This window comes from Kitasatospora sp. NPDC004745, assembly GCF_042873275.1.
Taxonomy (GTDB): Bacteria; Actinomycetota; Actinomycetes; order Streptomycetales; family Streptomycetaceae; genus Kitasatospora.
On record NZ_JBIALK010000014.1, the window covers coordinates 56324 to 80824 of the forward strand.

The window sequence follows — 24501 nt, forward strand, 5'->3', positions numbered from 1 at the left end:
GGGTTCGGGTCGTACGGGCGGACCGGGGGACGTCGCTCCGGCCGGCCGCGCATGCGGGGCCGTCGCGCGTCCGGTCGCACTGGCTAGATTTTCAGTCTAGACTAAGAATCTAGATCCCCAGCACCGAGGTGAGGCCATGTCGACGCCAGAGACCGAGCCCGCACCGCCGCAGCGACCCGTCCCGTCGGAGGGCGCGACCAGGCCCGCCACGGGCACGGAGCCGGGCGCCGCGCCCCAGCCCGCGCTGGCCTCGGTCGACCGGAAGCGGCAGCCCAGCGGTGACGAGGCGCGGGGACGGGCGATGCGGGCCGCCATCAGCGCCATCGCCGAGAAGGGCCCCGCGGCCGTGCGGATGACGGACATCGCCGCGCGGGCCGGGATGAGCACCGGCCACATCCTGTACCACTTCGGCAAGAAGGATCGTCTGCTGCTGGAGGTCCTGGCCTGGAGCGAGGCGGACCTCGTGGCGCAGTTCCAGCAGGCCGCGGAGCGGGCCGCGTCCCCCGCCGAGAAGCTGGCGCTGTTCGTCCGCTACTACCTACCCCGTCACCAGGGCGACGAGCGCTACGCCCTGTGGACGCAGGTCCTGGCGCAGCGCCACGACGACGCCGGCCGGCAGCTCCTCACCGCGCTGTCCGAGGCCTGGGAGGAGCAGCTGGAGGCCATCGTCCTGGAGGGGCGGGCCCTCGGGCAGTTCGCCGACGTGGACCCGTCCGAGTTCGTCATCAGGACGGTGGCCATGCTCAACGGGCTCTCCGGCGACGTGATGTTCGGGCGCCCGCGCTGGCAGCAGGACTCCGCGCACACCTTCGCCCTGTCCGCCCTCGAACGCGAGCTGCGGCCGCCCGGGAAGGCGTGAGGTGCGCAGCCGGGCGTGAGGTCGCCCGGGAGTGAGGCTGCCCGGGAAGGCGTGAGGCCGCTCGCCCTCCGCGGGAGGGCGAGCGGCCTCGGGCGTCGTCCGGGACGGACGCCGTGTCAGAAGGCGATGCGCACCTTCAGCGCGGTGCGCTCGTCCATCGCGCGGTAGCCCTCCGGCACGCCGTCGAGGCCGACGGTGCGGTCGAAGACCAGGCCGGGATCGATCGCGCCGGACAGCACGTCGGGCAGCAGCTCCGGGATGTAGGCGCGGGCGGGGGCCACGCCGCCGCGCAGCGAGACGTTCCGGTCGAACATCTGGGCGATGTCGACGCCGGCGGGGCCGCCGTGTGGCACGCCGACGTAGCCGACCGCGCCGCCGTCCCGCGCGATGGAGATCGCCGTGCGCATCGACTCCTCGGTGCCGACGGCCTCCAGCACGGCGTGTGCGCCCTGACCGCCGGTGAGCGTCTTGACCGCCTCGACCGCGTCCGCGCCGCGCTCGGCCACCACGTCGGTCGCGCCGAAGGTGCGGGCGATCGCCGTGCGCGCCTCGTGGCGGCCCAGTGCGATGATCCGGCCGGCGCCGAGGCGCTGCGCGGCGAGCACCCCGCAGAGGCCGACCGCGCCGTCGCCGACCACCGCGACGGTGCTGCCCGGCCGGACGCCGGCGGTGACGGCGGCGTGGTGGCCGGTGCTCATCACGTCGGAGAGGGCGAGGAGGGCGGGCAGCAGCTTCTCCTCGCCGGCCGCCTCCTTCGGCAGCCCGACCAGGGTGCCGTCGGCGAACGGGACGCGGACTGCTTCGCCCTGGCCGCCGTCGGAGCCGACCTCGCCCCAGAAGCCGCCCTGCGGGCAGGAGGTGTGCAGCCCCTCGCGGCAGTGGTCGCAGGTGCCGTCGGACCAGACGAAGGGGGCGACCACGAAGTCGCCGCGCGCGAAGCCGGTCACCTCGGCGCCGACCTCCTCGACGATGCCGAGGAACTCGTGGCCGATCCGCTGGCCGGGGACCCGGGACGCCACGCCCCGGTAGGCCCACAGGTCGCTGCCGCAGATGCAGGCGCTGACGACCCGCACCACGGCGTCGGTCGGCCGTTGCACGACCGCGTCCGGCACCTGCTCGATCCGGATGTCGTTGGGGCCGTGGATGACGGTGGCACGCACGAGGCACTCCTGGCACTGTTTGATGGGGGTGGAACCGGCAGCAGCCAGGGTCGCCGGACAGGGTGCACGGCGTCCAGCTACATCTCCTACAGTCGTTCGTTAAGATGGACTGATGCTCGATGTTCGTCGCCTCGTCCTGCTCCGCGACCTGGAGGTGCACGGCACGGTGACCGCCGTGGCCGATCTCCACGGCGTCACCCCCTCCGCCGTCTCCCAGCAGCTGCGGCTGCTGGAGGAGGAGACCCGCACCCGCCTGCTGGAGCGCACCGGCCGCTCCGTCCACCTCACCGCCGCGGGCCGCCGCCTGAACGGCGACACCGAGCACGTGCTCGCCGCCCTCGAACGCGCCCGCAGCCGCCTGCACACGGCCGCCGGTTCACCCGCGGGCCCCCTGCACCTCGCCTGCTTCCCCAGCGCCCTCGCGCCGGTGGCCGCGCCGCTGGCCACGGCCCTGGAGGACACCCACCCGGACGTCCGGCTCCACATCACCGAGGCCGAACCCGAGGCCGCCGTGCGACTGCTGCTGCAGCGCCGCGCCGACGTCGCCCTGGTCTACCGGTACGACAACCTGGCCACGCCCCCGCCCGAGGGCGTGGAATCCCGGACGCTGCTCACCGACCCCCTGGTCGCCGTCCTGCCCCGCCACCATCCGGCCGTCCGGCCGGACCGAGCCCCCCTCGACCTGCGGGAGCTCGCCGACACGACATGGATCACCGCCCCGGCGCAGACCGCCTGCGGGGACGCGGTGCTCCAGGCCTGCCGGTCGGCCGGCTTCACCCCCCGGGTGCGGCACGTCTGCACCGACTTCACGGCCATGATCGCCCTCGCCGGGAGCGCGGGCCACGCCGCCCTGATCCCCCTCCTGGCCGCCTCGCACCTCCCGCCCGCACTCACCGCGCTCCGGGTGACAGACACGGCCCTCGCCCGCACGATCGAGGCCGCCGTCCGCCCCGGCACGGGGCACGAGCCCGCGATCGCCGCCACCCTCGCCGCCCTGCGCGCCCTCCGGCCGGAGCCGGTCGGGTGGCCGCCGGCCGCCTAGACGCTCGGTGCGCCGCGCCGGGGTGTCCGGCGCGCCCGGGTGTGCCGGCCGCGCCCTCACGCGCTGCGCGAGGCGCCCAGGGGCAGCACCATGATCGGCGCGGTGGTCGGGTGCGGCGATCCGCCCGCGGGTTCGTCGGTGACGGCGACGGCGCGGGCGCGGTCGAGCGGGGCGGTGAGGACGAGCGAGCCGTCGCCGCCGGGCAGCAGGCCGGCCGGGCTCATGGTCCCGTCGTGGTTCAGCCACAGTTCGTAGACCCGCCCGGGAGCGGGCTGGGGCATCCCGGCGGCGAGGAACCCGGCCTGGTTGTGGCTGGGGGACCAGACCACGGTGCCGGTGCCGGTCCCGGGTGTTCCCGAGGCGGTGGTGGTGACGCGGGCGTCCGGGGCGGTGAGGAGCTCCCCGAAGACGGTCTGCTGCTCGCGGAGTTCGGCGGCCTGGCTGCGCGCGGTGTCGGCCCGGTCGTGCTGCTGGTAGGCGAGGACGCCCAGGGAGGTGGCGAGCAGCGTCGACGCGGCGAGCGCGAACCGGGGCCAGCGGGTGCGGCCCGGCCCGCGCCGCGGCGCGGGGAGCTGGGTGGACCGGGTGCGGGGCGGCAGCTGGCGGGTCTGCTCCAGCCGGCCCAGGACCCGGGGTCTCAGCGCGGGAGGGGGCAGGACGGCCTGGGCGGCGCCGAGCCGGGCCAGGGTGGCGGCGAAGCCGTCGACCTCCAGTGCGCAGGCCTCGCAGTCGGCGAGGTGCCGCTCGAACGCCTCGCTCTCGGCGGCGTCCAGGGCGTGGGCGGCGTAGGCGCCGGTGAGCAGGTGGACGTCGGCGTCGTGTGTGATGGTCATGAGCCGGCTCCCAGGCAGTCGCGGAGCCTGATCAGGCCGTCCCGCAGGCGGGTCTTGACGGTGCCGAGCGGTGTGTCGAGGTGGGCGGCGACCTCGCTGTAGGTGAGCCCCCGGTAGTAGGCCAGCAGCACGGACTGACGCTGCAGCAGCGTGAGTTGGCGCAGACAGCGGCGGACCTGCTGGTGCTCGAGGGCCGTCTCGACCTCCTCGGCGACGACGTCGAAGGGGGTCTCCCCGGTGGTGGCGGCGACCTTGCGGTCGCGCTCGGCCGCGGCGCGGCAGTAGCGGACCCGGTCCACGGCCCGCCGGTGCGCGATCGTCATCACCCACGGCACCACGTCACCGCGGTCCGGCTCGTAGCGGGCGGCGCTGCGCCACACGTCGAGCATCACCTCCTGGGTCACCTCCTGGGACTGCGCCTCGTCGCGCAGCACCCGGCGCACCAGGTTGTAGGCGCGGACCGCCAGCGCGTCGTACAGCTGCGTGTAGGCGTCCCGGTCGCCCTTGGCGACGCGGGCGACCAGCGGCTTCAGGTCGGGATCGGGCTCGGGGGCGGGGGACAGGTGGGCGATCGTGTTCATGGCCGGGCCCGTGCCGTCCGTCCGGAGCGGTGTCCTGGCGGAGGTGCGGTGCGGCCGGGTGTGACGGGCATGGGGATCTCCAGGGGAGGGCGGGCGGAGCGGTGGCGGGGGGCTGCTCCTACCTGGCATTCGAGGCCGCCGGGGTGGCCGATTGGTCCTCTTCCTCGCCGCGCCCTCGGGCCCGCCGCGGCGGTGCCGGCGGTTCTGCGGCCTACCAGGTCCGCGTGCGCCCCTCCGGCCGTGAGGTGGCCCGGGCCACCGGTGGCCGGTCGGTCAGCGTGGCGCGCAGGGTCTTGCCCGCGCCCGGGTCGAGCGTGACGTCGAGGCGTTCGCAGACCGCGGCGACGAGGACGAGGCCGCGCCCCGAGAGGCCGCCCGGGCTGCTCAGGCGGATGACGGGCAGTCGGCGGCTGCCGTCGCCGACCGTGACCTCGGTGCCGTCCGCCCGTGCGGTCAGGGTCAGCAGACCGGGGCCCTCGGTGTGGCGGACGACGTTGGTGGCCAGCTCGGTGACCACCAGCAGCACGTCCGCGAGGTGAGCGGCCCGCCCCGGGCGGGTGCGCAGGACGAACGTCCGCGCGAAAGACCGCAGTTCGGGGATCCGGCGGACGTCCCGGTCGAACCGGAGCGCGGCGGACGACGGGTCGGGCGGCAGCTGGTCGGCCGGGCGGTCGGTGCGGTCCGGCCGTCGGAGGGGTGCGGTGGTGGTCATGGCTCTCACGGCATTTCCACGGCGGTGCGCCGTCGGCAACGGCGGCGCGGGTGTCCTCGGACCTGCCGGCAGCCGTGCGGCGGCTGCCGGCCTCGCCGGTGCGCGGCCCCACGGGTGGGAGCCGCGCACCGGTGCGTGGACGGGGCCCGGGCAGGGTCACGTCCAGTAACCGGCGTACCAGACCTTCTCCCAGTGGGCGCTCTGCCAGCGGTTCTCCCACCAGCCCGGGTGCCACATCTTGTACCAGTAGCCGTGGTGCCAGTGGTGGTGGCCGTCCCACCAGCCGGGGTGCCACTGGGTCTGCCACCAGCCGGCGTGCCAGACCTTCTCCCAGCTCCCGGAGACGAGCTTGTTCTCCCACCAGCCGGGGTGCCAGGTGTACCGGCCCTGCTGCTGGGACTGGGAAGCGGCCGTGACGGGCGCCGCCGAGGCCGACGCGGCGGTGGTCAGGGCCGTACCGCCGGCCAGTGTCACCGCGACGGCGGCAGCCGCCAGCGAGTTCCTCATCCGGTTCGTGCGCATGGCTGTACACCTCCTCTCACAGACGTGCCGTCAGGGACGGGAAGGCGGCCGGGCGCACCCGGCGGACGAGCGCGGAGACCGCTCCCTCCGTGCGGAATCGGGCTCGGGGCTCCGTCCTGCAGGGGGCGGCTCCGGGGATTCACGCCGGTGGGCGGAGAATCCGTCGCCTTCCTGCCCTTGATTCGCCGCCACCCGCCGCGCCGGATTGCCGGGTTCCGTCTCCGGTCCGGACCGCGGCCGGAGCGGTGGGGCTTGCCCCTTCCCCAGGGGCAGACGGCACAGTGACGGCGTGCAAGAGGACTTGATCACCATCGGGGAGCTCGCGGCCAGGACCAGGCTCAGCCCCAAGGCCCTACGGCTGTACGGGGACCGCGGACTCCTGCCGCCCGCCCGGGTCGACCCGCGGACCGGGTTCCGCCACTACGGCCCCGCCCAGGTCGAACGGGCCCGCCGCATCGCCCTGCTGCGCGCCGCCGACATGCCGCTGGCACGGATCGCGGCGGTGCTCGACGCGGACGGCGAGGAGGCGGCGCGGCTGCTCGACGCCTACTGGCGGGAGCAGGAGTCCGTGCACACGGCCCGCCGGGAGGCGGTGGGCTACGCCCGGGCGGTACTGACCGGAGGGAACCCGACCATGTACGAGATCGCCGAGCGCGACGTGCCCGAACAGAAGGTGCTGTTCACCCGGCGCCACGTCACCGCCGCCGACCTGCCCGGCTTCCTCGCCGAGGCGAGCGAGCGGCTCTTCACGCGGCTGCGGGAGACCGGGGCGTGCCTGTCCGGCCCCGTCTTCGCCGTCTACCACGGCCTGGTGAGCGAGGACTCCGACGGCCTGGTCGAGGTCTGCGCCCCCACGCGGAACACGGTCGAACCGTCCGGACCGATCGGGGTGCGGATCGAGCCCGCGCACCGCGAGGCGTACACCGCCCTGACGAAGCGGCAGGACGGCTACCGGGCGATGGCCGCCGCCCACGACGCCGTCGGCGCCTGGCTCGCCGAGCACCGGCACGTCCGCAGCGCCGCCGACCGGGAGGTGTACTACCCGAACTGGGGCACCGCCGAGCCGGGCGAGCACGTGGCGGACGTCGCCGTGCCCTTCCACCCGCGCTCCGACGGGTAGGCGGGCGCTCCGGCCGGTGGGCGGGCGCTCCGACCGGGCCGCCCGGCTACCGGTCGGCGGTGAGCTTGCCGGCCACGCCCCAGTTCTGCGCCGGGTACTCCTGGATCCACACGAACACGCTCTCCGCGGGGACCTCCAGCGCCTCCACGAAGGCCTCGGTGATCTTCTCGACCAGCTCGCGCTTCTGCTCCACGTCGCGCGGGCCCTGCTGAATGGTGACGATCGGCATCCTCGGCTCCTCACCGGACTCCCGGCCGGTCTCTCCGGCCGGGAGACAGTCCATCCGATTCCGCCGCCCGCACCCAGACCCGAATCGCTCCGGCAGCGATCACGAATCGTGATCGTCGTAGCCCGGGAGCGTTCGGCAGGCCTCCAGGAGCAGCCGGGGGAGCGGGGCGGAACGCCGGACGGCGACCGAGGTGGGCAGGGACAGCGGGGTGCGGCAGGGGCGGAAGACGACCCGGCGGGCGTTGGTCATCCGGGCGTTGGCCGCGTACACCACCGTCCACATCGGGGCACCCGTGCCGATGGCGGCCAGGGTGTCCTGAAAGGTGGTGTGGGCGGGGCCGGGCACCGGGCGGAAGCCGGCCCGCGCACAGGCCTCCGTCACCAGGTCCACCAGCGCCGGGTGGTTGCGGCGTTCGGTCATCCGCAGCGGCAGGTCGGCGAGTTCGGCGAGATCGACCTCGGGTTGCCCGGCGAGGGGGTGCCGGGCGGGCAGCGCGATCACCAGTTCGTCCTGCCAGCCGGGCAGGAAGCGCAGGTCCGGGCTGTCGTCGGGGACGGCGCCGCGGACGAAGGCGGCGTCGAGCCGGCCGTCCGCCAGTCTTGCCAACCGGTCGCGGACCGGGGCGGCGTGGAGTTCGACGCGCACCCGGGGGGCACGGAGCTGGTAGGCGTCCAGGATCCGGTCGAGCCGCTCGCCGAGCCCGGTGACGGTGCCGAGCCGCAGCACGGCGGGCGCGGCCAGGTCGGCGGCGAGCGCGCGGGCGGCGCCCTCCGCGGCGAGGACGTCCCGCGCCGCGGGCAGGAAGCGCTCGCCGGCCGGGGTGAGCCGCACGTACCGGGGTGAACGGTCGAACAGCTCGACCTTCAACTCCCGTTCCAGCCGCCGGACCTGTTGGCTCACGGCGGGCTGGCCGAGCAGCAGCCGCTCGGCGGCCCGGCCGAAGTGCAGCTCCTCGGCCACGGCGACGAAGCAGCGCAGCTGCCGTAGCTCCATGCGGTCCCCCTGCTCGGTGCGGAAGGGGACATGGTCGCAGGCCGGCGCACGGCCCCGGGACGGCGGGTCGGTGGCCCGGGGCCGTGCGGGCGGGGGTCAGCGGTCAGGGTTTCAGTGGTCGGGTTTCAGCGGTCGGGGGTGGCGCGGGCGAGGCGTTCGGTGAGCGCCTCCCTGACCGCCGGCCAGTCCGGGCGGACGACGCTGAACAGCACCGAGTCGCGGACGTGGCCGTCGCGCATCACCATGTGCTGGCGCAGGACGCCCTCCTGGGTCGCGCCCAGCCGGGCGATGGCGGCCCGGGACGTCGCGTTGCGCAGGTCGGTCAGGAACTCCACCCGGTTCATGCCCAGCGTCTCGAAGGCGTGGGTGAGCATCAGGAGCTTCGCCTCGGTGTTGACGGCCGTGCGCTGCCAGGACCTGCCGAGGAAGGTGAAACCGATCTCCAGTCGGCGGTAGGGCAGGTTGACCGCCAGGAACCGGGTCGATCCGGCGACCCGCCCGGTCCGCGCGTCGACGGTGGCGTACGCGAGCTGGGTCCCGGCCACCCGGGCGGTGTGCGCGTCCTCGATGAACGACCGGACGTCGTCCGGGTGCGGCACCAGCGTCACCGCGAGGTTCCACAGCTCGCCGTCGCGGATCGCCGCGCACAGGCCGTCGTGGTGGCGGTGGTCGAGCGGCTCCAGCCGCACGTGGGTGCCGGCGAGCGGTGTGGCGTCGAGCATCGTGTCGTCCCCCGGGGGTCTCGTGGTCGTGCCGGGCGCACGCTACCGGTGGTCCCGTGCGGGCGGCGACGGATTTCGAGGGGCGGACGAACCGCGCCGGCGGGTCCTGCTCAGGGCACGGCGGCGGTGAGGTCGGCGAGTTCGTCGACGACGGCCGTCAGCCGGCGGTGGTGGTGGAGGGCGCGCCGCTGGCGGGCGGCGCCGGTGCCGAGCCGGCGCAGGCCGCCGAGGGCGTCCTCCACGAAGGCCAGGTCGCCGGCCGCGTCCAGGCCGGGGGCGGCGCGTTCCAGGAGCCGCTGGACGAGGACGGTCATCGGGGTGCGCCGCCGGGTGCCCGGGTCGACGCCGTCGCCGGCCAGCCCGGTGCGGGCGGCCTGCCAGTGGGCGGCGCCGAGGAGCCCGGCCGGGAAGGCGGGCGCCGGACGCCCGTCCTCGACCTCGCGGAGCAGGACGGCCGCGAGGCCGCGCAGCAGGGCGGCGAGCAGCAGGACGGTCGTCAGGTCGGCGTTGACGTCGGCGATCCGCACCTCCAGCGTGGGGACGTGCTCGGAGGGCCGGGCGTACCAGTAGATCATCCGGCGGTCGAGCAGGACGCCGCACGCCACCAGGGCGTCCGCCAGCGCCTCGTACTGCTCCTCGTCCAGGACGGGGGCGGGGCCGACGGTCGGCCAGCGGGCCCACTGGACGGTGCGCCAGCTGGCGAAGCCGCTGTCCCGGCCCGCCGTGAACGGGGAGTTGACGGTGAGTGACTGGAGGACCGGGAGCCAGGGCCGCAGGTGGTTGCCGAGGGCCAGGGCCTGCCCCCGGCCGGCCACGCCGATGTGCACGTGGCAGCCGCAGAGCGCGCCGTCGTAGCCGTCGAGCACGCCGGCGTAGTGGGCCGCGATGGTCCGGTAGCGGTCGCTGTCGGTGATGCGGTCGGGCCCGGGTGCGGACAGGACGGGGGTGCCGGAGGCCACCAGCAGGCAGTCGGCGCCGTCCGCGGCCGCGGCGACGACGGCGCGCAGCCGGACGAGGCCGGCGCGCAGGTCGTCGAGCCGCCCGGCGGGGCGGGTGCACACCTCGACCTGCACGGGGAAGAACTCCGCCTGGACCTGGTCGCCCAGCACCGTCGCCGCCTCGGCGATCACCTCGGGGGCGCGTTCGGCCGGAAGCCGGGTGCGGCGGTCGACCAGCAGGAACTCCTCCTCGAACCCCGAAGGTCGGTACGGCGGGTCGCCGGTCGGTCGCGGGCCTCTGCCGGTCCGTCGCGGGCACCTGCCGGTCCGTCGCGGGCATCGCGTCACCGCCCCCGGGCGAGGGCGCCGGCGGCCGCGCCGATCAACAGCACCGCGCCGGCGGCGAGCAGGCCGTGGTGCTGGGAGGCCCACAGCTGGGCGCTGCGCTCGCGCGCCTCGTCGTCGAAGCGGCCGTGCGCGCCGTGGTCGTCGGTGGAGTCGGCCGGCGCCCAGAGGTTGGCCCGCTCCCCGGAGCGGCGCGGCCGGTCGTCCTGCTGGGAGCCGATCCCGGTACGGGCGAGGTAGCGGTCGAGCAGGCCGGGCGCGATCGCGTTGGCGATCAGGGTGGCGGCGGTACTGGCGCCCACCCAGTACTCGCGGCGCCCCGGGTGGTCGGCGGCGTAGCGGACGCCGTGGGCGGCTACCTCGGGCTGGTGCACCGGCGGGACGGGCCTGGCCCGGCGGGGCAGCCGGTTGAGGACCCAGTCGAACTGCGGGGTGTTGACCGCGGGCAGCTGCACCATGGTGACCCGCACGCCGGATCCGCTCGCCAGCAGCTCGCAGCGCAGTGCCTCGTGCCAGCCCTGGATGGCGTGCTTGGCGCCGCTGTAGGCGGTCTGCAGCGGGATGCCCCGGTAGGCGATCGCCGAGCCGACCTGCACGATCGTGCCGTGGTCGCGCGGCAGCATGCGGCGCAGCGCGGCCCGGGTGGCGTTGACGTAGCCGAGGTAGGTGACGTCGGTGACGCGGCGGAACTCCTCGGCGGTGATCTCGGTGAAGGGGGCGAAGACGGAGGTGAAGGCGTCGTTGACCCAGACGTCGATCTGCCCGAACTCGGCCTCGGCACGGGCCGCGGCGGCCTCGCAGGCCTCCGGGTCGGCGACGTCGGCCTCGATGGTGCGTACCGGTGAGCCCGCGGCCTCGGCCTCGGCCGCGGCGGCGCGCAGTCCGGCCTCGCCGCGGGCGATCAGCACGAGACGGTCGCCGTCGGTGGCGAAGGCCCGGACGCAGGCGCGGCCCACGCCGGCGGTGGCGCCGGTGATGACCACGGTGCGGGGCTCCTGGCGGGGTTTCGGGTGCGCGCGGGTATTCATGGCAGGCGTCTTGCCGCGCCGGCCCGGCCGAAACACCGGCACGCGGCGGATGCCCGGAACGCGTCGCGGGGTTTCCCGGGCCGTGGAGCGGTCAGCCGCCCTGCGGGGGGCCGTCGGTGTGCGGGGGGAACACCGTGTCCGCGAGCGAAGGGACCACCCATGACACCCACCGCGGCAGCGCTGTTCGACGTGGACGGCACGCTGCTCGACACCACGTACTTCCACGCCCTCGCCTGGTGGGAGGCCCTGCGCCAGTACGACCGCACCGTCCCCGCCGCGCGGGCCCACCGGGCCGTCGGCATGGGTGCGGACCAGCTCCTCGACCACCTGCTCGGCACCGACCGGGACCGCGACGACGACGAGGCCATCACCGCCGCCCACGACGCCCTGTACGGCCGCTTCTGGCCGGCGATCACCCCGCTGCCCGGCGCCGCCGAGCTGCTCCGCGCCTGCGCGGCCCGGGGCTGGCTGGTGGTGCTGGCCAGCTCGGCGGCCGACCGCGAGCTCGCGGTGCTGCGCCGCGCCCTCGGCGCGGACGACGTCATCGCGGCGGCCACCACCGCCGACGACGTCGCCGCGACGAAACCGGCGCCCGACGTCGTCCGGGTGGCGCTCGAGCGCGCGGGTGCCGACCCCGGGCACGCCGTGTTCGTCGGCGACACCGTCTGGGACGTCACCGCGGCGGGCCGCGCCGGCGTGCCCTGCATCGCCGTGGAGAGCGGCGGCTTCTCGGCCAGGGAACTGCGCGCGGCCGGCGCCGTCGAGGTCCACTCGGGCCCGGCCGAGCTGCTCGCCGACCTCGACGGCAGCCCGCTGGCCCGCCCGCCGGCCTGACGGTCCGGGCGACGGATGCGGCGCGCAGCGTTAGCGACGGTGCTGCCCGGGTAGGCGCGGAGTGAGCGGGCCGACCGAATGCGGACGGAAGGAGATCCCCAGGATGCCGCCAGGACTCCTGACGACAGCGACCTCGCGCGCCTCCGGCGCCTTCGAGGGCCGTGGACGACCGGTCCGCCGCGGAGGCGGCGGCGACCACGCGCGGGCCCCCGCCCGCTCGGCGGGCGGGGGCACCCCGACCGGCGAGGGAGGTGGGGCGGCATGAACGGCACGCGGCTCTCTCCGACGGGGCTCGCCGAGCCCGCGGCGCGCAGGCTGCCGCTGACGGCCCGGCCCGGCGCGGTCGCCGAGGCGCGCGAGTTCACCGCCGCGTTCCTGGCCGACGTCGGGGATCCGATGATGGTGGCCGATGCCGTCCTGCTGGTCTCCGAACTCGTCGGCAACGCCGTGCGGCACACCCGCGGGCCGCGGGCGCTGCTGCTGATCCGGGCCGGCGGACGGCTGCGGATCGAGGTCAGCGACGAGAGTCCGCGCCCGCCGACGCCCCGGCCGCCGCACGGCCCGGACGAGAAGGGTGGCCTCGGACTCTTCCTGCTGCTCAGCATCGCCCTGCAGTGGGGCTGGCGTCCGATGGGCCCGGGCAAGACGGTCTGGTGTGACCTGCGGCTGCCGGGCGGCCCGCCGCAGGGGTGACGGCCTGCCCGACCGGGCGACCCGCCACCCGCGGTCGCCCGGCCGGGCCTGCACACCCGCCGCGGTCCTCCACAGGGCACGCACGCCCACCGGAGTCAGGCGGCCTGCGGCAGGATCTGCTCGCGGTAGAAGTCGAAGAAGCCCTCCTGCTCCGGGCCGATCTGGCCGACGTAGACCTCGTCGAAGCCCGCCCCCACGTACGAGCGCAGCCGGTCGAGGTGCTCCTCCGGGTCGTCCCCGCAGGTGACCGACTGGCCGACCATCTCCTCGGTGACCAGCTCGGTGGCCTGCTCGAAGTGCCGCGGCGTGGGCAGCACCTGGGCGAGCTCGCCGGGGAGCAGCTCGCTCGGCCACAGCCGGTGGGCCGTCTCCACCGCCCGTTCGCGGTCCGCCGACCAGCAGACCTTCAGCCCGCCGACCACCGGCCCGCGGCCGCCGGCCGCCCGGTAGCGGCCGATCAGCTCGGTGTCCGGGCCCATGGTGACCAGTCCGTCGGCGAACTCCGCCGCCGTTTCGGCGGCCTTCGGTCCGAACGCCGATACGTAGACGGGCAGTCGGCCGTCCTTCGGGGGCGTGTAGAGCCGGGCGTTCTCGACCGTGTAGTGCGCGCCGCGGTGGGAGACGAGCCCGCCGGTGAAGAGCTCGCGCAGCACCGCGACGGCCTCCGCCAGCATCTCCGCCCGGACCTCGTACGGCGGCCAGCGGTCGCCCAGCACGTGCTCGTTGAGCGCCTCCCCGGTTCCCACCCCGAGCCGCAGCCCGCCCGCCAGCTGCACGTCCGCCGTCGCGGCCGCCTGGGCGGTGACGGCCGGGTGCAACCGGACGGTCGGGCAGGTCACCAGGGTGGTCACCGGCAGCGGGACCGCCTGGGAGAGCGCCCCGATGACGCCCCACACGAACGGGCTGCTGCCCTGGGCGTCGTTCCACGGGTGGAAGTGGTCGGAGATCGCGAGCCGGGTGAAGCCGGCCCGCTCGGCCAGCCGCGCCTGCTCGACCAGCTCGGCGGGGGTGAACTCCTCGCAGGACAGGAAGTAGCCGAATTCGGTCATGTCAGCCTCACTCGCATGTCAACCTCGGTCGTCGACGTCCCCGGTTCCGTCGCCGGAGCGGCTAACCGGGGCGCGTGCGCCGAAACCTCGACGGCTCCCGCCGCGCTGGCTCCTCGCACCGTGCCGGCGCCCGGTGCCCGGACCACGTCGTCGTTTGTCGGTCGCGCCGCCGGGTAGCCGGTTCGGTCCGAGGCGCCCGCCCGGGGCGCCACACCCGGAGGTGACGGTCCATGGACGCGCGCGAAGGTGACGGTGGCCCGGCCCGGGCCGTCAGCACCCCCGGCCGGCCCGATGCCGGCAGGCCGGCCGACCGGTCCGAGGCCGGCGGGCCCGCCCGCCCCCGCCCGTCGGGCGCCTCGACCGACGAGAGCAGGGAGCGCGACGATGCGGAGACCTACGCCGTCCTCGGTGAGGACTGACCGGGCCGCGGGCGCCGTGCACGACCCCCGCCCGGGGCCCTCGCGCGCCGTCCGGCGGCCGGTTCGCCACCGGCCCGGCCGCCGTTGGCCGGGTGTCGGCCACGGCGCCCGCTACCCGGCCCAGCACGGGCTCCGACTCGAAGGCCGGGGCCGACGGACCTGAGGAGGAACGATCATGGAGGACACACCGCAGGGCGGCTCCGGAGGCGTCCCGCTGCACCACGACGACGACCCGCCCGCCGGGCGCGAGCAGCCCGACGAGCCCACGCCCGTCGAGACCGTTAAGACCGTCCGGGCCGGCACGTCCGTCGCGGACCAGAAGGCAGCGCTCGCCGGAGACGGCGACGCGGACGACGCGGCCGGGGAAACGGCCGGTAGCTGACCGGGGCCGGCCGGTTCCGCCACCCCCGCGCGCCGCTGCCCGGGGCGTTCTCGGCCTAGCCTGGAGGGCGGGGGCCGAGAAGCGGCCGGATGCGGCCGGGAACTGAGGACGGTCGGTCCGGATGAAGGACTTCCCGGAGGTCGACGGCTGGACGGTGGTCCCGCTCAGCGGGGACCTCGACGACTACACGGCGCAGGAAGTGCGCCTGCTCCTCGACGCCCTCGTCGCCGACGGCGCGACCAGGGTGGTGATCGACCTCGCCTCCGTGCCCTTCGTCGACTCGACCGGCCTCGGCGTCCTCATCGCCGCCGCCCGGCGCGCACGGGAGGGCGACGGCGCGATCCGACTCGCCTGCGTCGGCCCCAGGGTGCAGGACGTCATCGAGCTCAGCGGCGTCTCGGCGCTGCTGCGCACCTACCCGGACGTGGCGGCGGCCTGTGCCTGAGCACCGCGACCCCGGCGCAGCGGCCCGGCCCGACGACGGCGCGGTGCTGCGGGAGGCCGTCGAGCGGCTGCGCGCCGAGGCCGACGGGCTGCGCCGGGCGATGCGCACCCGCGGCGTCATCGAGCAGGCCAAGGGGATGCTCACCGAGCGGCTCGGCTGCACCCCCGACGAGGCCTTCGGTCACCTGGTGCAGCTCTCCCAGGACTCCAACCGGCGGCTGGTGGACATCGCCGCCGCCCTGGTGGGCCTGGCCGCACCGATCGCGGACCTCGGCGGGGACGCCCCGGCCCCCGGCCCCGACCCGGTCGCCGCCCGGCCACGGGCGCCCGCCGCGGTCCCCCCCGGGCCCGGGCCGCTGACCCCGGTGCCCGGCCTCGCCGCCCGCTACCACCTGGCGGCCTCGGCCCTCGCCGGGGCGGACACCCCCGAGGAACCGGCCCGCCTGGTGCACGAGGTGGCCCTGGGGCCGCTCGGCGTCGTCGCGGTGGTGCTGGGCCTGCTGGAGCCGGACGGCGCGCTCGCCCTGGCCGGCAGCCACGGGGTCGAGGCGCCGGGTCAGCCAGTGGAGGCGGATCCCGCCGGAGACCGGCGCGCCCCTCGTCACGGCGGCCCACGGCGGCGGCCCGGTCTGGGAGTCCGGCGCCGAGGAGGGCGACGGGCGGCCGCCCGGGGTGGACGGGACCGTGCGCGGGCGGATCGTGCCCGGACGTACGGTCTGCGCCGTGCCGCTGAGGCGCGGGGACCGGACCGTCGGGGCGATGGGCCTCGGCTGGCGGGAGCCGCTCCGCCGGGCCCGCGCGGCCGCCCGCTACGTGGACGCGCTGGCCGGGCTGGTGGCGGAGCACCTGGTGCGGGTGACGGCCACGGGCGGTGGCGAGCCGGACCTGGTCGTCCCGGGCGGCGAGTACTGGTTCCGGGCCGTGCTGGACGCCGTGTTCGAGCCCGTCCTGGGGCTCTCCGCCGTCCGCGAGGGCGTCACCGGCGGTGCGGTCGGAGACCTGCGCGTCGGGCTCGCCAACGCCGCGGCCGGCCGGGAGGCCGCGACGGGCCGGCTGGTCGGGCGGCGCCTCAGCGAGCTGCACCCCGGGCTGGTCACCGCGGGCGCCTTCGGCCGGATCCTGGACACCGCCGCGACGGGTGTCGGTTACGAGGGGCGGGTCGAGGGCCTTACGGGCAGCACCGCGCCGACCGCCCTGCGGGCGGCGCCCTTCCTGGACGGAGTGCTGCTCACCTGGCGGCCCGGCGAGGGCGCCGCGGAGCACGCGGCGGGTCCCGGCGGGGCGCAGCGGCTGGCGGGTCTCGGCTGCTTCGCCTGGCCGCCCGCCTCCCGGGGCGGTAGTGGCTCCCGGGGCGTTAGTTCCCGCGATTCCGGGGCACCCGCCCGCAGGACCCGGGGGGACGCGCCGGGGGACGGCCGTACGAGGAGGACAGGGTGAACGCACAGGAGCGGGACGTGCTGCTCGGGATCGAACGGGAACTGCGCCGGGACCGCGCCCTCGACGCGCGGCTGCGCGGGTTCGGCCTCGGACTGCGCAGCCGGGCCTGGGACATGATGCGGGGCGTGCGGCCGCGGACCGTCCTCGGGCTGGTCCTGCTGTCGCTGGGCCTGCTGACCGCGGGCCTGCGGACCTCGGCGGCGCCGGTGCTGTGGGCCTTCACCGGCTGCTGGGCGCTGACCCTCGCGATCGCCTTCGCCGTGCTCTGCGCCTGCGCCGAGGGCCGGGGCACCGGAGCCGGGGGCCGGGTCGGTGGAGCGGCGGGCCCGGGGAGCGGGCGATGAGCGGCCCGCTGCGCCCGCGCGGTCCGCTGTCGGCGGCGGTGCTCGGCCTGGTGACCGCCGGGCCGCCCGGCGCCGGGCGGCTGCTCGCCCCGCCCGGGCCGTTCGACGACCCCTGGGGCGAGGACCACCAGCTCGCGCTCTTCCTCTGCTACGAACTCCACGACCGCGGCCTGCCGGGCGTCCACCCCGGGTGGGAGTGGGAGCCCGAACTCCTCATGCTGAGAAGGGCGTTGGAACGCCCCTTCCTCGCGGCGGTGCGCGCCGCGGCGGAGCCCGTACCACCACTGCCGGAGGCCCTGGAACGGCTGCTGCTGGAGCCCGCCGGGGGCACCGGCCCCTCGCACCACCTGCTGGCCGCGGGTGACCGCACCCAGGCCCGGGAGTACCTGGTGCACCGGTCGCTCTACCACCTCAAGGAGGCCGACCCGCAGCTGTGGCTGCTGCCGCGGATCCACGGCCCGGCGCAGGCGGTGCTGATGGCGATCACCTTCGACGAGTACGGTGCCGGGCGCCCCGAGCGGGCCCATGCGCTGCTGTTCGCCCGCATGATGGCGGCCTTCGGGCTGGACCCGGCCTACCGGCACTACCTGGACCTCGTCCCCGCGTCCTCGCTGGCGGTGGTCAACCTGATGACGCTGTTCGGTCTGCACCGGGCTCTGCGCGGAGCGGCGGTGGGGCAGTTCGCCGCCATCGAGATCACCTCCTCGCCCGGCGCCGCCCGGCTGGCCGCCGCGCTGGACCGGCTGGGCGGCGGCCCGGACGGCACGCTGTTCTACCGGGAGCACGTCGAGGCGGACGCCGTCCACGAGCAGCTGGTGCGCCGTGGCGTCATCGCGGAACTGGTGTCCGCCGAGCCGGAGACGGCGCAGGACGTCGCGTTCGGCATCGCGGCCGCGGAGGTCGTGGACGGCCGCTTCGCGGAGCACCTGCTCGGGTGCTGGCGGTCCGGGCGGTCGTCGCTGCGTTCACCCCTGCCCGACCTGCCCGACCTGCCCGACCTGCCCGACCCGGCCACCCTGCCCGGCCCGGCCGCCGCCCGCGGCTGAACCGCCACCGCCGCCGTCCGCCGCCGGGTCGCGGTCCGGGCGGCGGTGCCGCCGGTGGCTGGTGTCGCAGAACGGGTACGTCCGGCTGCGCCGGCAGGCGCACAGCGCCACCACCGGCCGCTCCGAGACCCGGACGGTGCCGTCCGGCAGGACCACCTCCACCGGCCCCTCGACCAGCAGCGGGCCGCCCGGGACCACGACCACCCGGACGGCCTCCCGGTCAGTACCCGCGGACACCGCGCACCACCACCAGCTCCTCCTCGCGTTCGCCCGGGCTGATCAGCCCGAGGTGCTCGAACAACCCGGCCCGGGCCGTCATCACCGGCCCGAAGGGCTGCCACCGCCGGGCCGCCACGTCGGCCCGCAGCCCGGCCGCGCGCAGCACCGCGAGGGTCGCCGGGACGTCGGCCAGCGTGGACTGGACGAGCAGCAGGACGCCGCCGCGGGTCAGTACCCGCGGGGCCGTCCGGCAGATCCGGTCCAGCACCAGCCGGCCGTACGGTCCGGCGTCCCAGGCGAGGGCGGCGCCCCGGCCGGGACCGTCCCGGCCGGGGCCCGCCGGGACGTAGGGCGGGTTGGCGGTGACGAGGTCGAAGCGCTGCCCGGCCACCGGGGCGAGCAGGTCCCCCCGGTGCAGCCGGACCCTGCGGTGGTGCAGCCGGGTGTTGCACCAGGCGGTGGCCACGGCCCGGGTGGAGACGTCCACCGCGGTGACCCGGGCCCCGCGGCGCGCGGCCGCGAGCGCGACGGCGCCCGTCCCGGTGCACAGGTCGAGCACCCGGCTGGAGCCGTCCAGCGGCTCCCGGCGCACGCAGTGGGCGAGGAGTTCGGTGTCCCCCTGGGGCGGATAGACGCCCGGCGGTCTGATCAACAACATGCCGGGCGGCTGCCCGGGCCGGCGGCCTTCACACCTGCCGCGGCGGCCCCGCGCCCTGACCGGACCCACCTGGCGGTCAGGCCGCGCCGGGCCGGCGCACCTCCAGGTGCCCCGAGAGCACCCGGGTCTCCAGCACCGGCTGCGGCGCGGTCGCCGGGCCGCGCACCACCTCGCCGTCGCGCAGCCGGAACTCGCTGCCGTGCCAGGGGCAGTGCAGGCAGCCGTCGGCGACGGTTCCCTCGGCGAGCGGGCCCGACAGGTGGGAGCAGCGCCCGGCGAGCACGTGGAAGTCCCCGCCGTCGCGCACGACGACCACGCCGAGCTCGCCCACCGTCCGCTGCACGGGCTGACCGGGCGGGAAGTCGTCGACGGGGCCGAGTCCGATCCAGTCCGCCGGGGCCAGCCCGGGCACCGCGGCGGCCCGGTCCGGGCCGGCGGCCTGCCGGTACGCCAGGTGCCCGCCGAGCGTGCCGCCGACCGACAGGGCGGTGAGCCCGGCCAGGGCGAGCAGCCGGCCGCGGCCGCGCCGCCCGCGGCAGCGGGCCAGCATCGAACCGGCGTACAGCAGCACCCCGGTGGTGTTGCTCAGGGCGTGCACCAGGCCGGTGCGCCGGCGCGGCGGGTCGAGCCGGGACCAGTCCACCCAGCCCGCCAGGGCGGCCGGCCCGGCGGTCAGCAGACCGAGCGCGACGAAGGCGTCCGCGGGCCGGTGCCCGTGCGGCACGAAGTCCAGGACGGCCGCGGAGGACCAGAAGCCGATCGGCAGCTGGATCAGCACGGGGTGCAGCGGGTGGCCGAGCCAGACGCCGTGCAGGGCGTCCCGGTACGGTCCGAGCGGCAGCGCCTCGACCGCCTGGGCGAGCGGCCGGGCCGGGACGTCGAGGACCTCCCAGTGTTCCGGGGCGTCCAACGCGCCGCGCAGCCGTCGGGACCACGGTCGGGTGTGCAGAGGTGTGGTGTCCATACCGGGCGGTTAGCCGGACCGGGCGTCGTCAAACCCGGCGCCCGGTGTACCACGGGTGGATCCGGGTACACGCGCAGCGATGCACGGGCCGGTGCGGCATGTGGGCCGTCACGGCGCGGCCGCCCGGGCCCGGGGTCCCTATACTGCGGTGATCTTGCCGCGGTCAGGAGACGTGGCCACCGTGACGTCGGCCGCCGCCCGAGGGCGGCGGGGAGACGACAGAAGAACGAGGCGCGGAGATGGCCGATCTGACGCGCATCGCGCAGATCATGGCCGAGGCCGTCAACGGACCGGGCCGGCCGTCGGTGCCGGAGCGGCTCTGCGCCGCCTGCGTCGAGGCCCTGGCCGTGGACTCCGCCGCGATCACGCTGATGGCCGACACCGGCCACCGGGCCGGGATCTGGGCCAGTGACGACCGGGCCCGCCGGATGGAGGAGCGGCAGTTCAGTCTCGGGGAGGGCCCCGGGGTGGACGCCTTCCGTGGCAGGCGCCCGGTGGTGGTCGCGGACCTCCTCTCGGCCGCGGAGGTCCGCTGGCCGGTGCTGGTCGCCGACCTGGCCGCCGCAGCGAGCCGGGGGCTTCGCGGCGCCTACGCCGCCCCGCTGCACCTGGGATCCGCCAGCATCGGGGTACTGAGCCTCTACCGCACCGCACCCGGTGTGCCGGGCGTCGCGGAGATCGCCGACATCCAGGTGGCGGCGACCAGCGTGACCCTCGCCATCGTCGGGTCCTTCGTGTCGGCCCCCGACGGCTCGCCGGTCCAGCCCTGGCTGGACGATCCGCCGCTCGACGGCGTCGAGGTGGACCAGGCGGTCGGCATGGTCATGGTGCAGCTCGGCGTCTCCGCGGAGGAGGCACTGGACCGGCTGCGCGGGCACGCCTTCGCGCACGACCGGGACATCGACGGGGTCGCGCGCGACGTGGTGCGGAGGCGGCTGCGGTTCACGGAGGAGGACCGATGACGGATGACCGGTGGCGGAACGTGGGCGCAGCCTGGCCTGGAGGGGAGAGGAAGTCGGTCATGACGCGCGAGGCCCGCGTGAACGAGGCGTTCGCCGGGCTCACCGGGACGCTGACCGGGCCGGGCTACGACACCGTCGAGTTCCTGCACCGGCTCACCGAGGTCTGCACGGGCTCAGCGGGGCCGCCGGGGCAGGTCTGGTCGTCGCGGACCGGCACGGCACGCTGCGCGACATCGCCTACTCCAGCGACCGTGTGCGCAGGCTGGAGGCCCTGCAGATCGCCGCGGGCGAAGGGCCCTGCCTGGACTGCCACCGTACCGGCGAAACCGTCGTCGAAGCCGACCTCGACGCGGCCCGGTCCCGCTGGCCCCGGTTCGTCCCGCGGGCGCTGGACCTCGGCTTCCGTTCGGTGCGCGCTCTTCCGCTGCGTCTGGGCGGGCGGACGGTGGGCGCGCTGAACGTCTTCGACGACCGCCCGGGGGCGGATCCCGCCCGGAACGGCCAGGACGGCCGGGACGGCCCGGACGTCGTGCAGCCCCTCGCCGACCTCGCCCTCCTGCACCGCCGCTACGGGCGGGAACAGACCGCGACCGAGGAGATCAGCGCCGCCCTGGTCGACCGCAGCGCCGTCGAACGGGCCAAGGGCGTGCTCGCCGAGGCCGGCGGACTGGACATGGACACCGCCTTCGAGGTGCTCCGCTCGCACGCCCGACGCAGCGGCACCGGCCTGGCCGACGCGGCTCGCGCGCTGGTGGACGGCCACGTCGACCCGGCCGTCGTGCTGGCGGGCTGACGGCGGCCGCCCCGCCCACCGTCGGCCCGAACGGGCCTGGGTCAGTGCCGCAGCAGCAGGCTCGCCGCCTGCTCGGGGCCGTCGGCGGCCCGGCAGACCGTCAGGGTGCAGGGCGGGCACGGCGCGGCGGGCCGCCGGGCCGCCTCGGGGACCCGGATCGCGTGCGCACCGGCCGCGAGCGCGGCGGCGATCACCGCATCGCTGGACCCGATCACCGTGACGCGGGACGGCGGCAGGCCGAGCGCCCGGGAGGCTGCCGTCACCAGGGCCGGGGCGGGCATCCGGCAGGCGCAGCCCGCGTGCGAGCCGTGCGGGCACACAGCCCAGACGTCGAAGGGGCCCAGCAGTGCCTCGGCCCGGGTCTGGACGGCCTCGACCTGGCCCCGCCCGAGCAGGCCGGCGGCCACGCCCGGTTGGTTGCTCAGCACGCCGAGGGCGAAGCCGGCCCCGCGCAGTGCGGTCAGCGCGGACCGGATCCCCGCCATCGGGTGGACCATCGCCGGGTCGCCGTTGCGGACGACGTCCTGCAGGAGGGTGCCGTCCCGGCCGAACAGCACGGCGCCCGCCGGTCCGTCGGCCGGGGCCGGGCAGGGGCGGGTGAACAGCCACGGCCCCGGCCGGTCCGTGGGCCCGTCCGGGAGGCGGGGCTGCGGAACGGTCGGTACGGGTTCTCCGAGGTAGGCCATACTCCTGCGGGTTGCCGCCGGGCGGAGTGCCAAACGGCCGGCGCGGGCGGGCTGCCGGGACCCGGTCACGGGCGGCCCGGATCAGGGGGAGTGCCCCCGCTCGGACGTGTCGTGGCCGGTGAGGTGGTCCCGGACGGCGGCGATCGCCCCGGTGCCGGGCGGCAGGCCCCACACCGGTGCGTCCGGCCGCGCCCGGCGGCCGTCGCTCAGTCCGCGGCCGCACCGCCGCAGGTCGCGCGGTGCGGCGCGGGCGCGCAGTGCCGGGAAGAGCCGTTCCTCCTCGCCCCGCAGGTGGGTGCGGAGGACGGTCGACAGCGAGGCGGCGGCGCGTCGCCGGCCGGCGGCGGGCAGCAGCCCGTCCGTCGCCCGCTCCAGCAGCCGGCGGATCGTCGCGTGACTGGTGGCCGCGGCGTCGGCGAGCGCGGCACCGGACGGCAGACAGCGACGGACCAGCGGGTAGAGGTGGGCGTCCTCGGCGGCCAGGTGCGGCTCCAGCAGCCGCCGGAGCGCGTCGAGCAGGTGCAGGTCCTCGTCGGGGGCGGGAGCGCCGTGGTCGCGCTCGCCGTCCAGCCTCCCGAGCAGGGCCTCGATGGCCCGGTGTTCGGTGTGCAGCCTGCCCGGGAATCCGTCCGCGCCGTCCATGGTGGTCTCCGTCCGGCTGGAAAGTGGGGGAACCGGTGGACGGGGCGGCTGCCCGTTCCGCACCCGGGTCAATCGTCCGTTGGCGAACGGATCGGGGTGGGGGAGCGGCCCACCGGTCACGGTGGGGACTGGCCGCGGGTGCGTTCGGCGGCGAGGACCTCGGGGAGGCCGTCCAGGCGCCGCAGTCCGGCGACGGCCCGGGCGGTCCGGTGGTTGGCGGCGAGCAGGTCCCGGTGGCGGTGGACGAAGGCCCAGTAGCCGGTGGTGAACGGGCACGCGCGGTCGCCGAGCCGCTCGGTGGGGCGGTAGCGGCACGGCCGGCAGTGGTCGCTCATCCGGTTCAGGTAGGCGCCGCCGGCGGCGTACGGCTTGGTGGTGACGAGACCGCCGTCGGCGTACTGGGACATGCCGATGACGTTGGCGGCCATCACCCAGTCGTAGCCGTCGACGAAGCAGCGGTGGAACCAGTCGGTGAGCTCGCGGGGGTCCCACCCGTGCTGCAGGGCCCAGTTGCCGAGCACCATCAGCCGGGGGATGTGGTGCACCCAGCCGTGGTCGCGGACCTCGGTGAGGACGCGGGCCAGGCAGCGGGCGGTGACCGCCCCGGCGTCGAGGTCGCGGAACCAGGCGGGCAGCGGTTCGTGGTGGCCGAGGCGGTTGGCGTCGCGGTAGCCCTCCCCGAAGTGCCAGTACAGCTGCCACACGTACTCGCGCCAGCCGGCGATCTGGCGCACGAAGCCCTCGGCGCTGTTGAGCGGCACCCGCCCGGCCCGGTACGCCTCCTCCGCGGCGCGCACGCACTCGCCGGGGTCGAGGAGGCCGAGGTTGAGCGGGACGGACAGCGCGCTGTGCGCCATCCACGGGTCGTCGTGGAGCATGGCGTCCTCGAACCGGCCGAAGTCGGCGAGGCGGTGGGAGACGAAGTGCGCGAGGGCCTGCTCGGCCTCCGCGCGGGTGGCGGCGAAGCGGCGCGGACCGTCCCGGCCGACGAAGGCGACCTCGCCGGCGCGCTCCCAGCGGTCCAGGTCGGCCCGCACCCGGGCGTCGATCTCGTCCTCCTGCGGTTCGAACGGCGGTGGCAGCGGGAGCGTGGACGCGCCCCTGGGCGGCGGTTCCCGGTTGTCCCGGTCGAGGTTCCAGCGGCCCCCGGCCGGGGTGCCGTCGGGCTCCAGCAGCAGGTGCTCGGCGCGCCGCACGCGGTGGTAGAAGTCCTCCAGCAGCAGGCGTCGCTCCCCGGGCTCGCCCGCCCAGCGGCGGAAGTCGGCGAACGGGACGAGGAAGCCGCGCGGCGGCAGCACGGTGACCCGGGGCAGGCCGTGCACCAGGCCGAGGGCGGCTCGGGAGGTGGGATGGCACACGGTGAGGCGGCGCCGGCCGGCCGCCCGGGCCAGGCCCTCCCGGTAGGTCTCCGCCTGCACGTAGTGCACCCGGTCTCCCAGGGCCTCGGCGGCGTGGCGCATCGCGGACAGCACCAGGTGGGCCTTGGCCCGGTGGAAGCGCCGGCGTCGCAGCACGGAGCGGGCCTCGATCATGAGGACCGGCGCGTCCCGGTCCGGGCCGTCCTCGCCGGTGCCGTCCGCGCCCGTCCCGCCCGCGCCCGGGGCGAGGAAGTGCGGGCCGAGCTGGTCGCCGAAGACCCAGTGCGGTCGCGGCGCGCTCACGCGGGCCGTCCGGGTACGGCGTCCTGCGGTTCCATCGGTGACCCCGCTTCCTCGTCGGGTCCGTGTTCGCTGCCGGTCAGAGCATCGGCTCCCGGCCGGTCCGGTGCCGACTCGCAGCGTTCGTGCAGCGTCCGTGCGGCGTCGTCCTCGGACGCTGCGCGAACGCTGCGAGTGGCTCCCGCCG

Annotated in this window: 30 protein-coding genes and 1 pseudogene; 14 read left to right on the forward strand and 17 right to left on the reverse strand. The window is 76.4% G+C overall.

The annotated features are described in order from the left end of the window. The first annotated feature begins 136 nt into the window (after positions 1–136). Positions 137–859: a TetR/AcrR family transcriptional regulator gene (locus ACFYUY_RS22535; protein ID WP_387902883.1), complete on the forward strand. Its 723-nt coding sequence runs from the start codon at positions 137–139 to the stop codon at positions 857–859. 116 nt (positions 860–975) lie between these two features. Here ACFYUY_RS22535 and ACFYUY_RS22540 read toward each other — a convergent pair whose 3' ends face one another. Next, positions 976–2019: a zinc-dependent alcohol dehydrogenase family protein gene (locus ACFYUY_RS22540; protein WP_387902886.1), complete on the reverse strand. Its 1044-nt coding sequence runs from the start codon at positions 2017–2019 to the stop codon at positions 976–978. Between the two features lie 112 nt (positions 2020–2131). Between ACFYUY_RS22540 and ACFYUY_RS22545 the strand changes: the two genes are divergently transcribed. Continuing rightward, positions 2132–3061: a LysR family transcriptional regulator gene (locus tag ACFYUY_RS22545; protein ID WP_387902888.1), complete on the forward strand. Its 930-nt coding sequence runs from the start codon at positions 2132–2134 to the stop codon at positions 3059–3061. A 56-nt stretch (positions 3062–3117) separates the two neighbouring features. Here ACFYUY_RS22545 and ACFYUY_RS22550 read toward each other — a convergent pair whose 3' ends face one another. The 4 genes from ACFYUY_RS22550 to ACFYUY_RS22565 all read right to left on the reverse strand — a co-directional run bounded on the left by ACFYUY_RS22550 (position 3118) and on the right by ACFYUY_RS22565 (position 5709). After that, a complete protein-coding gene (locus tag ACFYUY_RS22550) occupies positions 3118–3894 on the reverse strand; it encodes an anti-sigma factor domain-containing protein (RefSeq protein WP_387902891.1) in 777 nt (258 codons plus the stop codon). After that, complete coding sequence (gene sigK, locus ACFYUY_RS22555) at positions 3891–4475, reverse strand: ECF RNA polymerase sigma factor SigK (RefSeq protein ID WP_387902894.1); 585 nt, start codon at positions 4473–4475, stop codon at positions 3891–3893. The genes ACFYUY_RS22550 and sigK overlap by 4 nt, the downstream gene beginning before the upstream one ends. Before the next feature lie 211 nt (positions 4476–4686). After that, positions 4687–5187 carry an ATP-binding protein gene (locus ACFYUY_RS22560; RefSeq protein ID WP_387902897.1) on the reverse strand — a complete coding sequence of 167 codons (501 nt, stop codon included), beginning with the start codon at positions 5185–5187 and terminating at the stop codon, positions 4687–4689. A gap of 156 nt (positions 5188–5343) precedes the next feature. Continuing rightward, positions 5344–5709: a hypothetical protein gene (locus ACFYUY_RS22565; RefSeq protein WP_387902900.1), complete on the reverse strand. Its 366-nt coding sequence runs from the start codon at positions 5707–5709 to the stop codon at positions 5344–5346. A 289-nt stretch (positions 5710–5998) separates the two neighbouring features. Here ACFYUY_RS22565 and ACFYUY_RS22570 point away from each other — a divergent pair, with 289 nt between their 5' ends. Then, complete coding sequence (locus ACFYUY_RS22570; protein WP_387902903.1) at positions 5999–6829, forward strand: MerR family transcriptional regulator; 831 nt, start codon at positions 5999–6001, stop codon at positions 6827–6829. A gap of 46 nt (positions 6830–6875) precedes the next feature. On the opposite strand, the gene dmpI is transcribed toward ACFYUY_RS22570, so the two are convergent. The 5 genes from dmpI to ACFYUY_RS22595 all read right to left on the reverse strand — a co-directional run bounded on the left by dmpI (position 6876) and on the right by ACFYUY_RS22595 (position 11084). Continuing rightward, complete coding sequence (gene dmpI, locus ACFYUY_RS22575) at positions 6876–7112, reverse strand: 4-oxalocrotonate tautomerase DmpI (protein ID WP_360216743.1); 237 nt, start codon at positions 7110–7112, stop codon at positions 6876–6878. 45 nt (positions 7113–7157) lie between these two features. Continuing rightward, on the reverse strand, positions 7158–8051 hold the full coding sequence (locus tag ACFYUY_RS22580) for a LysR substrate-binding domain-containing protein (protein ID WP_387902906.1): 894 nt from the start codon (positions 8049–8051) through the stop codon (positions 7158–7160). A 125-nt stretch (positions 8052–8176) separates the two neighbouring features. Further along, the gene (locus ACFYUY_RS22585; RefSeq protein WP_360216748.1) at positions 8177–8773 is read right to left on the reverse strand and encodes a GNAT family protein; all 597 of its coding nucleotides are present in this window, start codon (positions 8771–8773) and stop codon (positions 8177–8179) included. Between the two features lie 110 nt (positions 8774–8883). Beyond that, positions 8884–10143, reverse strand: coding sequence for a glutamate--cysteine ligase (locus tag ACFYUY_RS22590; protein WP_387902908.1), 1260 nt, complete (start codon positions 10141–10143; stop codon positions 8884–8886). Continuing rightward, positions 10056–11084 carry an SDR family oxidoreductase gene (locus tag ACFYUY_RS22595; RefSeq protein ID WP_387902911.1) on the reverse strand — a complete coding sequence of 343 codons (1029 nt, stop codon included), beginning with the start codon at positions 11082–11084 and terminating at the stop codon, positions 10056–10058. Before ACFYUY_RS22595 ends, ACFYUY_RS22590 begins: the two co-directional genes overlap by 88 nt. Before the next feature lie 159 nt (positions 11085–11243). On the opposite strand from ACFYUY_RS22595, the gene ACFYUY_RS22600 reads away from it, so the two are divergent. After that, positions 11244–11918, forward strand: coding sequence for an HAD family hydrolase (locus ACFYUY_RS22600; RefSeq protein ID WP_387902913.1), 675 nt, complete (start codon positions 11244–11246; stop codon positions 11916–11918). 261 nt (positions 11919–12179) lie between these two features. Continuing rightward, the gene (locus ACFYUY_RS22605) at positions 12180–12611 is read left to right on the forward strand and encodes an ATP-binding protein (protein WP_360216760.1); all 432 of its coding nucleotides are present in this window, start codon (positions 12180–12182) and stop codon (positions 12609–12611) included. 95 nt (positions 12612–12706) lie between these two features. Here ACFYUY_RS22605 and ACFYUY_RS22610 read toward each other — a convergent pair whose 3' ends face one another. Further along, a complete protein-coding gene (locus ACFYUY_RS22610; RefSeq protein WP_387902915.1) occupies positions 12707–13660 on the reverse strand; it encodes a TIGR03557 family F420-dependent LLM class oxidoreductase in 954 nt (317 codons plus the stop codon). A 230-nt stretch (positions 13661–13890) separates the two neighbouring features. Between ACFYUY_RS22610 and ACFYUY_RS22615 the strand changes: the two genes are divergently transcribed. From ACFYUY_RS22615 to ACFYUY_RS22645, 7 genes and pseudogenes are all read left to right on the forward strand, one after another. After that, positions 13891–14079, forward strand: a complete 189-nt coding sequence (locus tag ACFYUY_RS22615) for a hypothetical protein (RefSeq protein ID WP_360216766.1) — start codon at positions 13891–13893, stop codon at positions 14077–14079. 175 nt (positions 14080–14254) lie between these two features. Then, positions 14255–14461, forward strand: coding sequence for a hypothetical protein (locus ACFYUY_RS22620; RefSeq protein WP_360216768.1), 207 nt, complete (start codon positions 14255–14257; stop codon positions 14459–14461). Between the two features lie 121 nt (positions 14462–14582). Then, complete coding sequence (locus ACFYUY_RS22625; RefSeq protein WP_360216771.1) at positions 14583–14906, forward strand: STAS domain-containing protein; 324 nt, start codon at positions 14583–14585, stop codon at positions 14904–14906. Between the two features lie 100 nt (positions 14907–15006). Beyond that, positions 15007–15138 (forward strand): annotated as a pseudogene (locus ACFYUY_RS22630) (ANTAR domain-containing protein); the annotation flags it as partial. A 490-nt stretch (positions 15139–15628) separates the two neighbouring features. Continuing rightward, positions 15629–16342 carry a hypothetical protein gene (locus ACFYUY_RS22635; protein ID WP_387902920.1) on the forward strand — a complete coding sequence of 238 codons (714 nt, stop codon included), beginning with the start codon at positions 15629–15631 and terminating at the stop codon, positions 16340–16342. After that, positions 16339–16686, forward strand: a complete 348-nt coding sequence (locus ACFYUY_RS22640; RefSeq protein ID WP_360216777.1) for a hypothetical protein — start codon at positions 16339–16341, stop codon at positions 16684–16686. The genes ACFYUY_RS22635 and ACFYUY_RS22640 overlap by 4 nt, the downstream gene beginning before the upstream one ends. Further along, positions 16683–17732 (forward strand): iron-containing redox enzyme family protein, encoded by a 1050-nt coding sequence (locus ACFYUY_RS22645; protein ID WP_387902923.1) that lies wholly within the window; start codon positions 16683–16685, stop codon positions 17730–17732. Before ACFYUY_RS22640 ends, ACFYUY_RS22645 begins: the two co-directional genes overlap by 4 nt. Here ACFYUY_RS22645 and ACFYUY_RS22650 read toward each other — a convergent pair. The 3 genes from ACFYUY_RS22650 to ACFYUY_RS22660 all read right to left on the reverse strand — a co-directional run bounded on the left by ACFYUY_RS22650 (position 17652) and on the right by ACFYUY_RS22660 (position 19573). Next, positions 17652–17969 (reverse strand): CDGSH iron-sulfur domain-containing protein, encoded by a 318-nt coding sequence (locus tag ACFYUY_RS22650; protein WP_387902926.1) that lies wholly within the window; start codon positions 17967–17969, stop codon positions 17652–17654. The genes ACFYUY_RS22645 and ACFYUY_RS22650 overlap by 81 nt on opposite strands. Further along, the gene (locus ACFYUY_RS22655; protein WP_387902928.1) at positions 17953–18609 is read right to left on the reverse strand and encodes a HemK2/MTQ2 family protein methyltransferase; all 657 of its coding nucleotides are present in this window, start codon (positions 18607–18609) and stop codon (positions 17953–17955) included. The genes ACFYUY_RS22650 and ACFYUY_RS22655 overlap by 17 nt, the downstream gene beginning before the upstream one ends. Before the next feature lie 76 nt (positions 18610–18685). After that, a complete protein-coding gene (locus ACFYUY_RS22660; protein ID WP_360216789.1) occupies positions 18686–19573 on the reverse strand; it encodes a Rieske (2Fe-2S) protein in 888 nt (295 codons plus the stop codon). Between the two features lie 239 nt (positions 19574–19812). Between ACFYUY_RS22660 and ACFYUY_RS22665 the strand changes: the two genes are divergently transcribed. Together ACFYUY_RS22665 and ACFYUY_RS22670 are read left to right on the forward strand one after the other, a co-directional pair. Continuing rightward, entirely contained in the window at positions 19813–20535 is a 723-nt protein-coding gene (locus tag ACFYUY_RS22665; protein WP_360216792.1) for a GAF and ANTAR domain-containing protein, read from the forward strand. Positions 20536–20545: 10 nt separating this feature from the next. After that, complete coding sequence (locus tag ACFYUY_RS22670) at positions 20546–21328, forward strand: GAF and ANTAR domain-containing protein (RefSeq protein ID WP_360216795.1); 783 nt, start codon at positions 20546–20548, stop codon at positions 21326–21328. 41 nt (positions 21329–21369) lie between these two features. Here the strand turns inward: ACFYUY_RS22670 and ACFYUY_RS22675 are convergent, their stop codons facing one another. The 3 genes from ACFYUY_RS22675 to ACFYUY_RS22685 all read right to left on the reverse strand — a co-directional run bounded on the left by ACFYUY_RS22675 (position 21370) and on the right by ACFYUY_RS22685 (position 24317). Beyond that, positions 21370–22014, reverse strand: a complete 645-nt coding sequence (locus ACFYUY_RS22675) for an HAD-IIIA family hydrolase (protein ID WP_387902931.1) — start codon at positions 22012–22014, stop codon at positions 21370–21372. A gap of 81 nt (positions 22015–22095) precedes the next feature. Beyond that, complete coding sequence (locus ACFYUY_RS22680; RefSeq protein ID WP_360216800.1) at positions 22096–22656, reverse strand: hemerythrin domain-containing protein; 561 nt, start codon at positions 22654–22656, stop codon at positions 22096–22098. 116 nt (positions 22657–22772) lie between these two features. Continuing rightward, positions 22773–24317, reverse strand: coding sequence for a cryptochrome/photolyase family protein (locus ACFYUY_RS22685; protein ID WP_360216803.1), 1545 nt, complete (start codon positions 24315–24317; stop codon positions 22773–22775). Positions 24318–24501 lie beyond the last annotated feature (184 nt).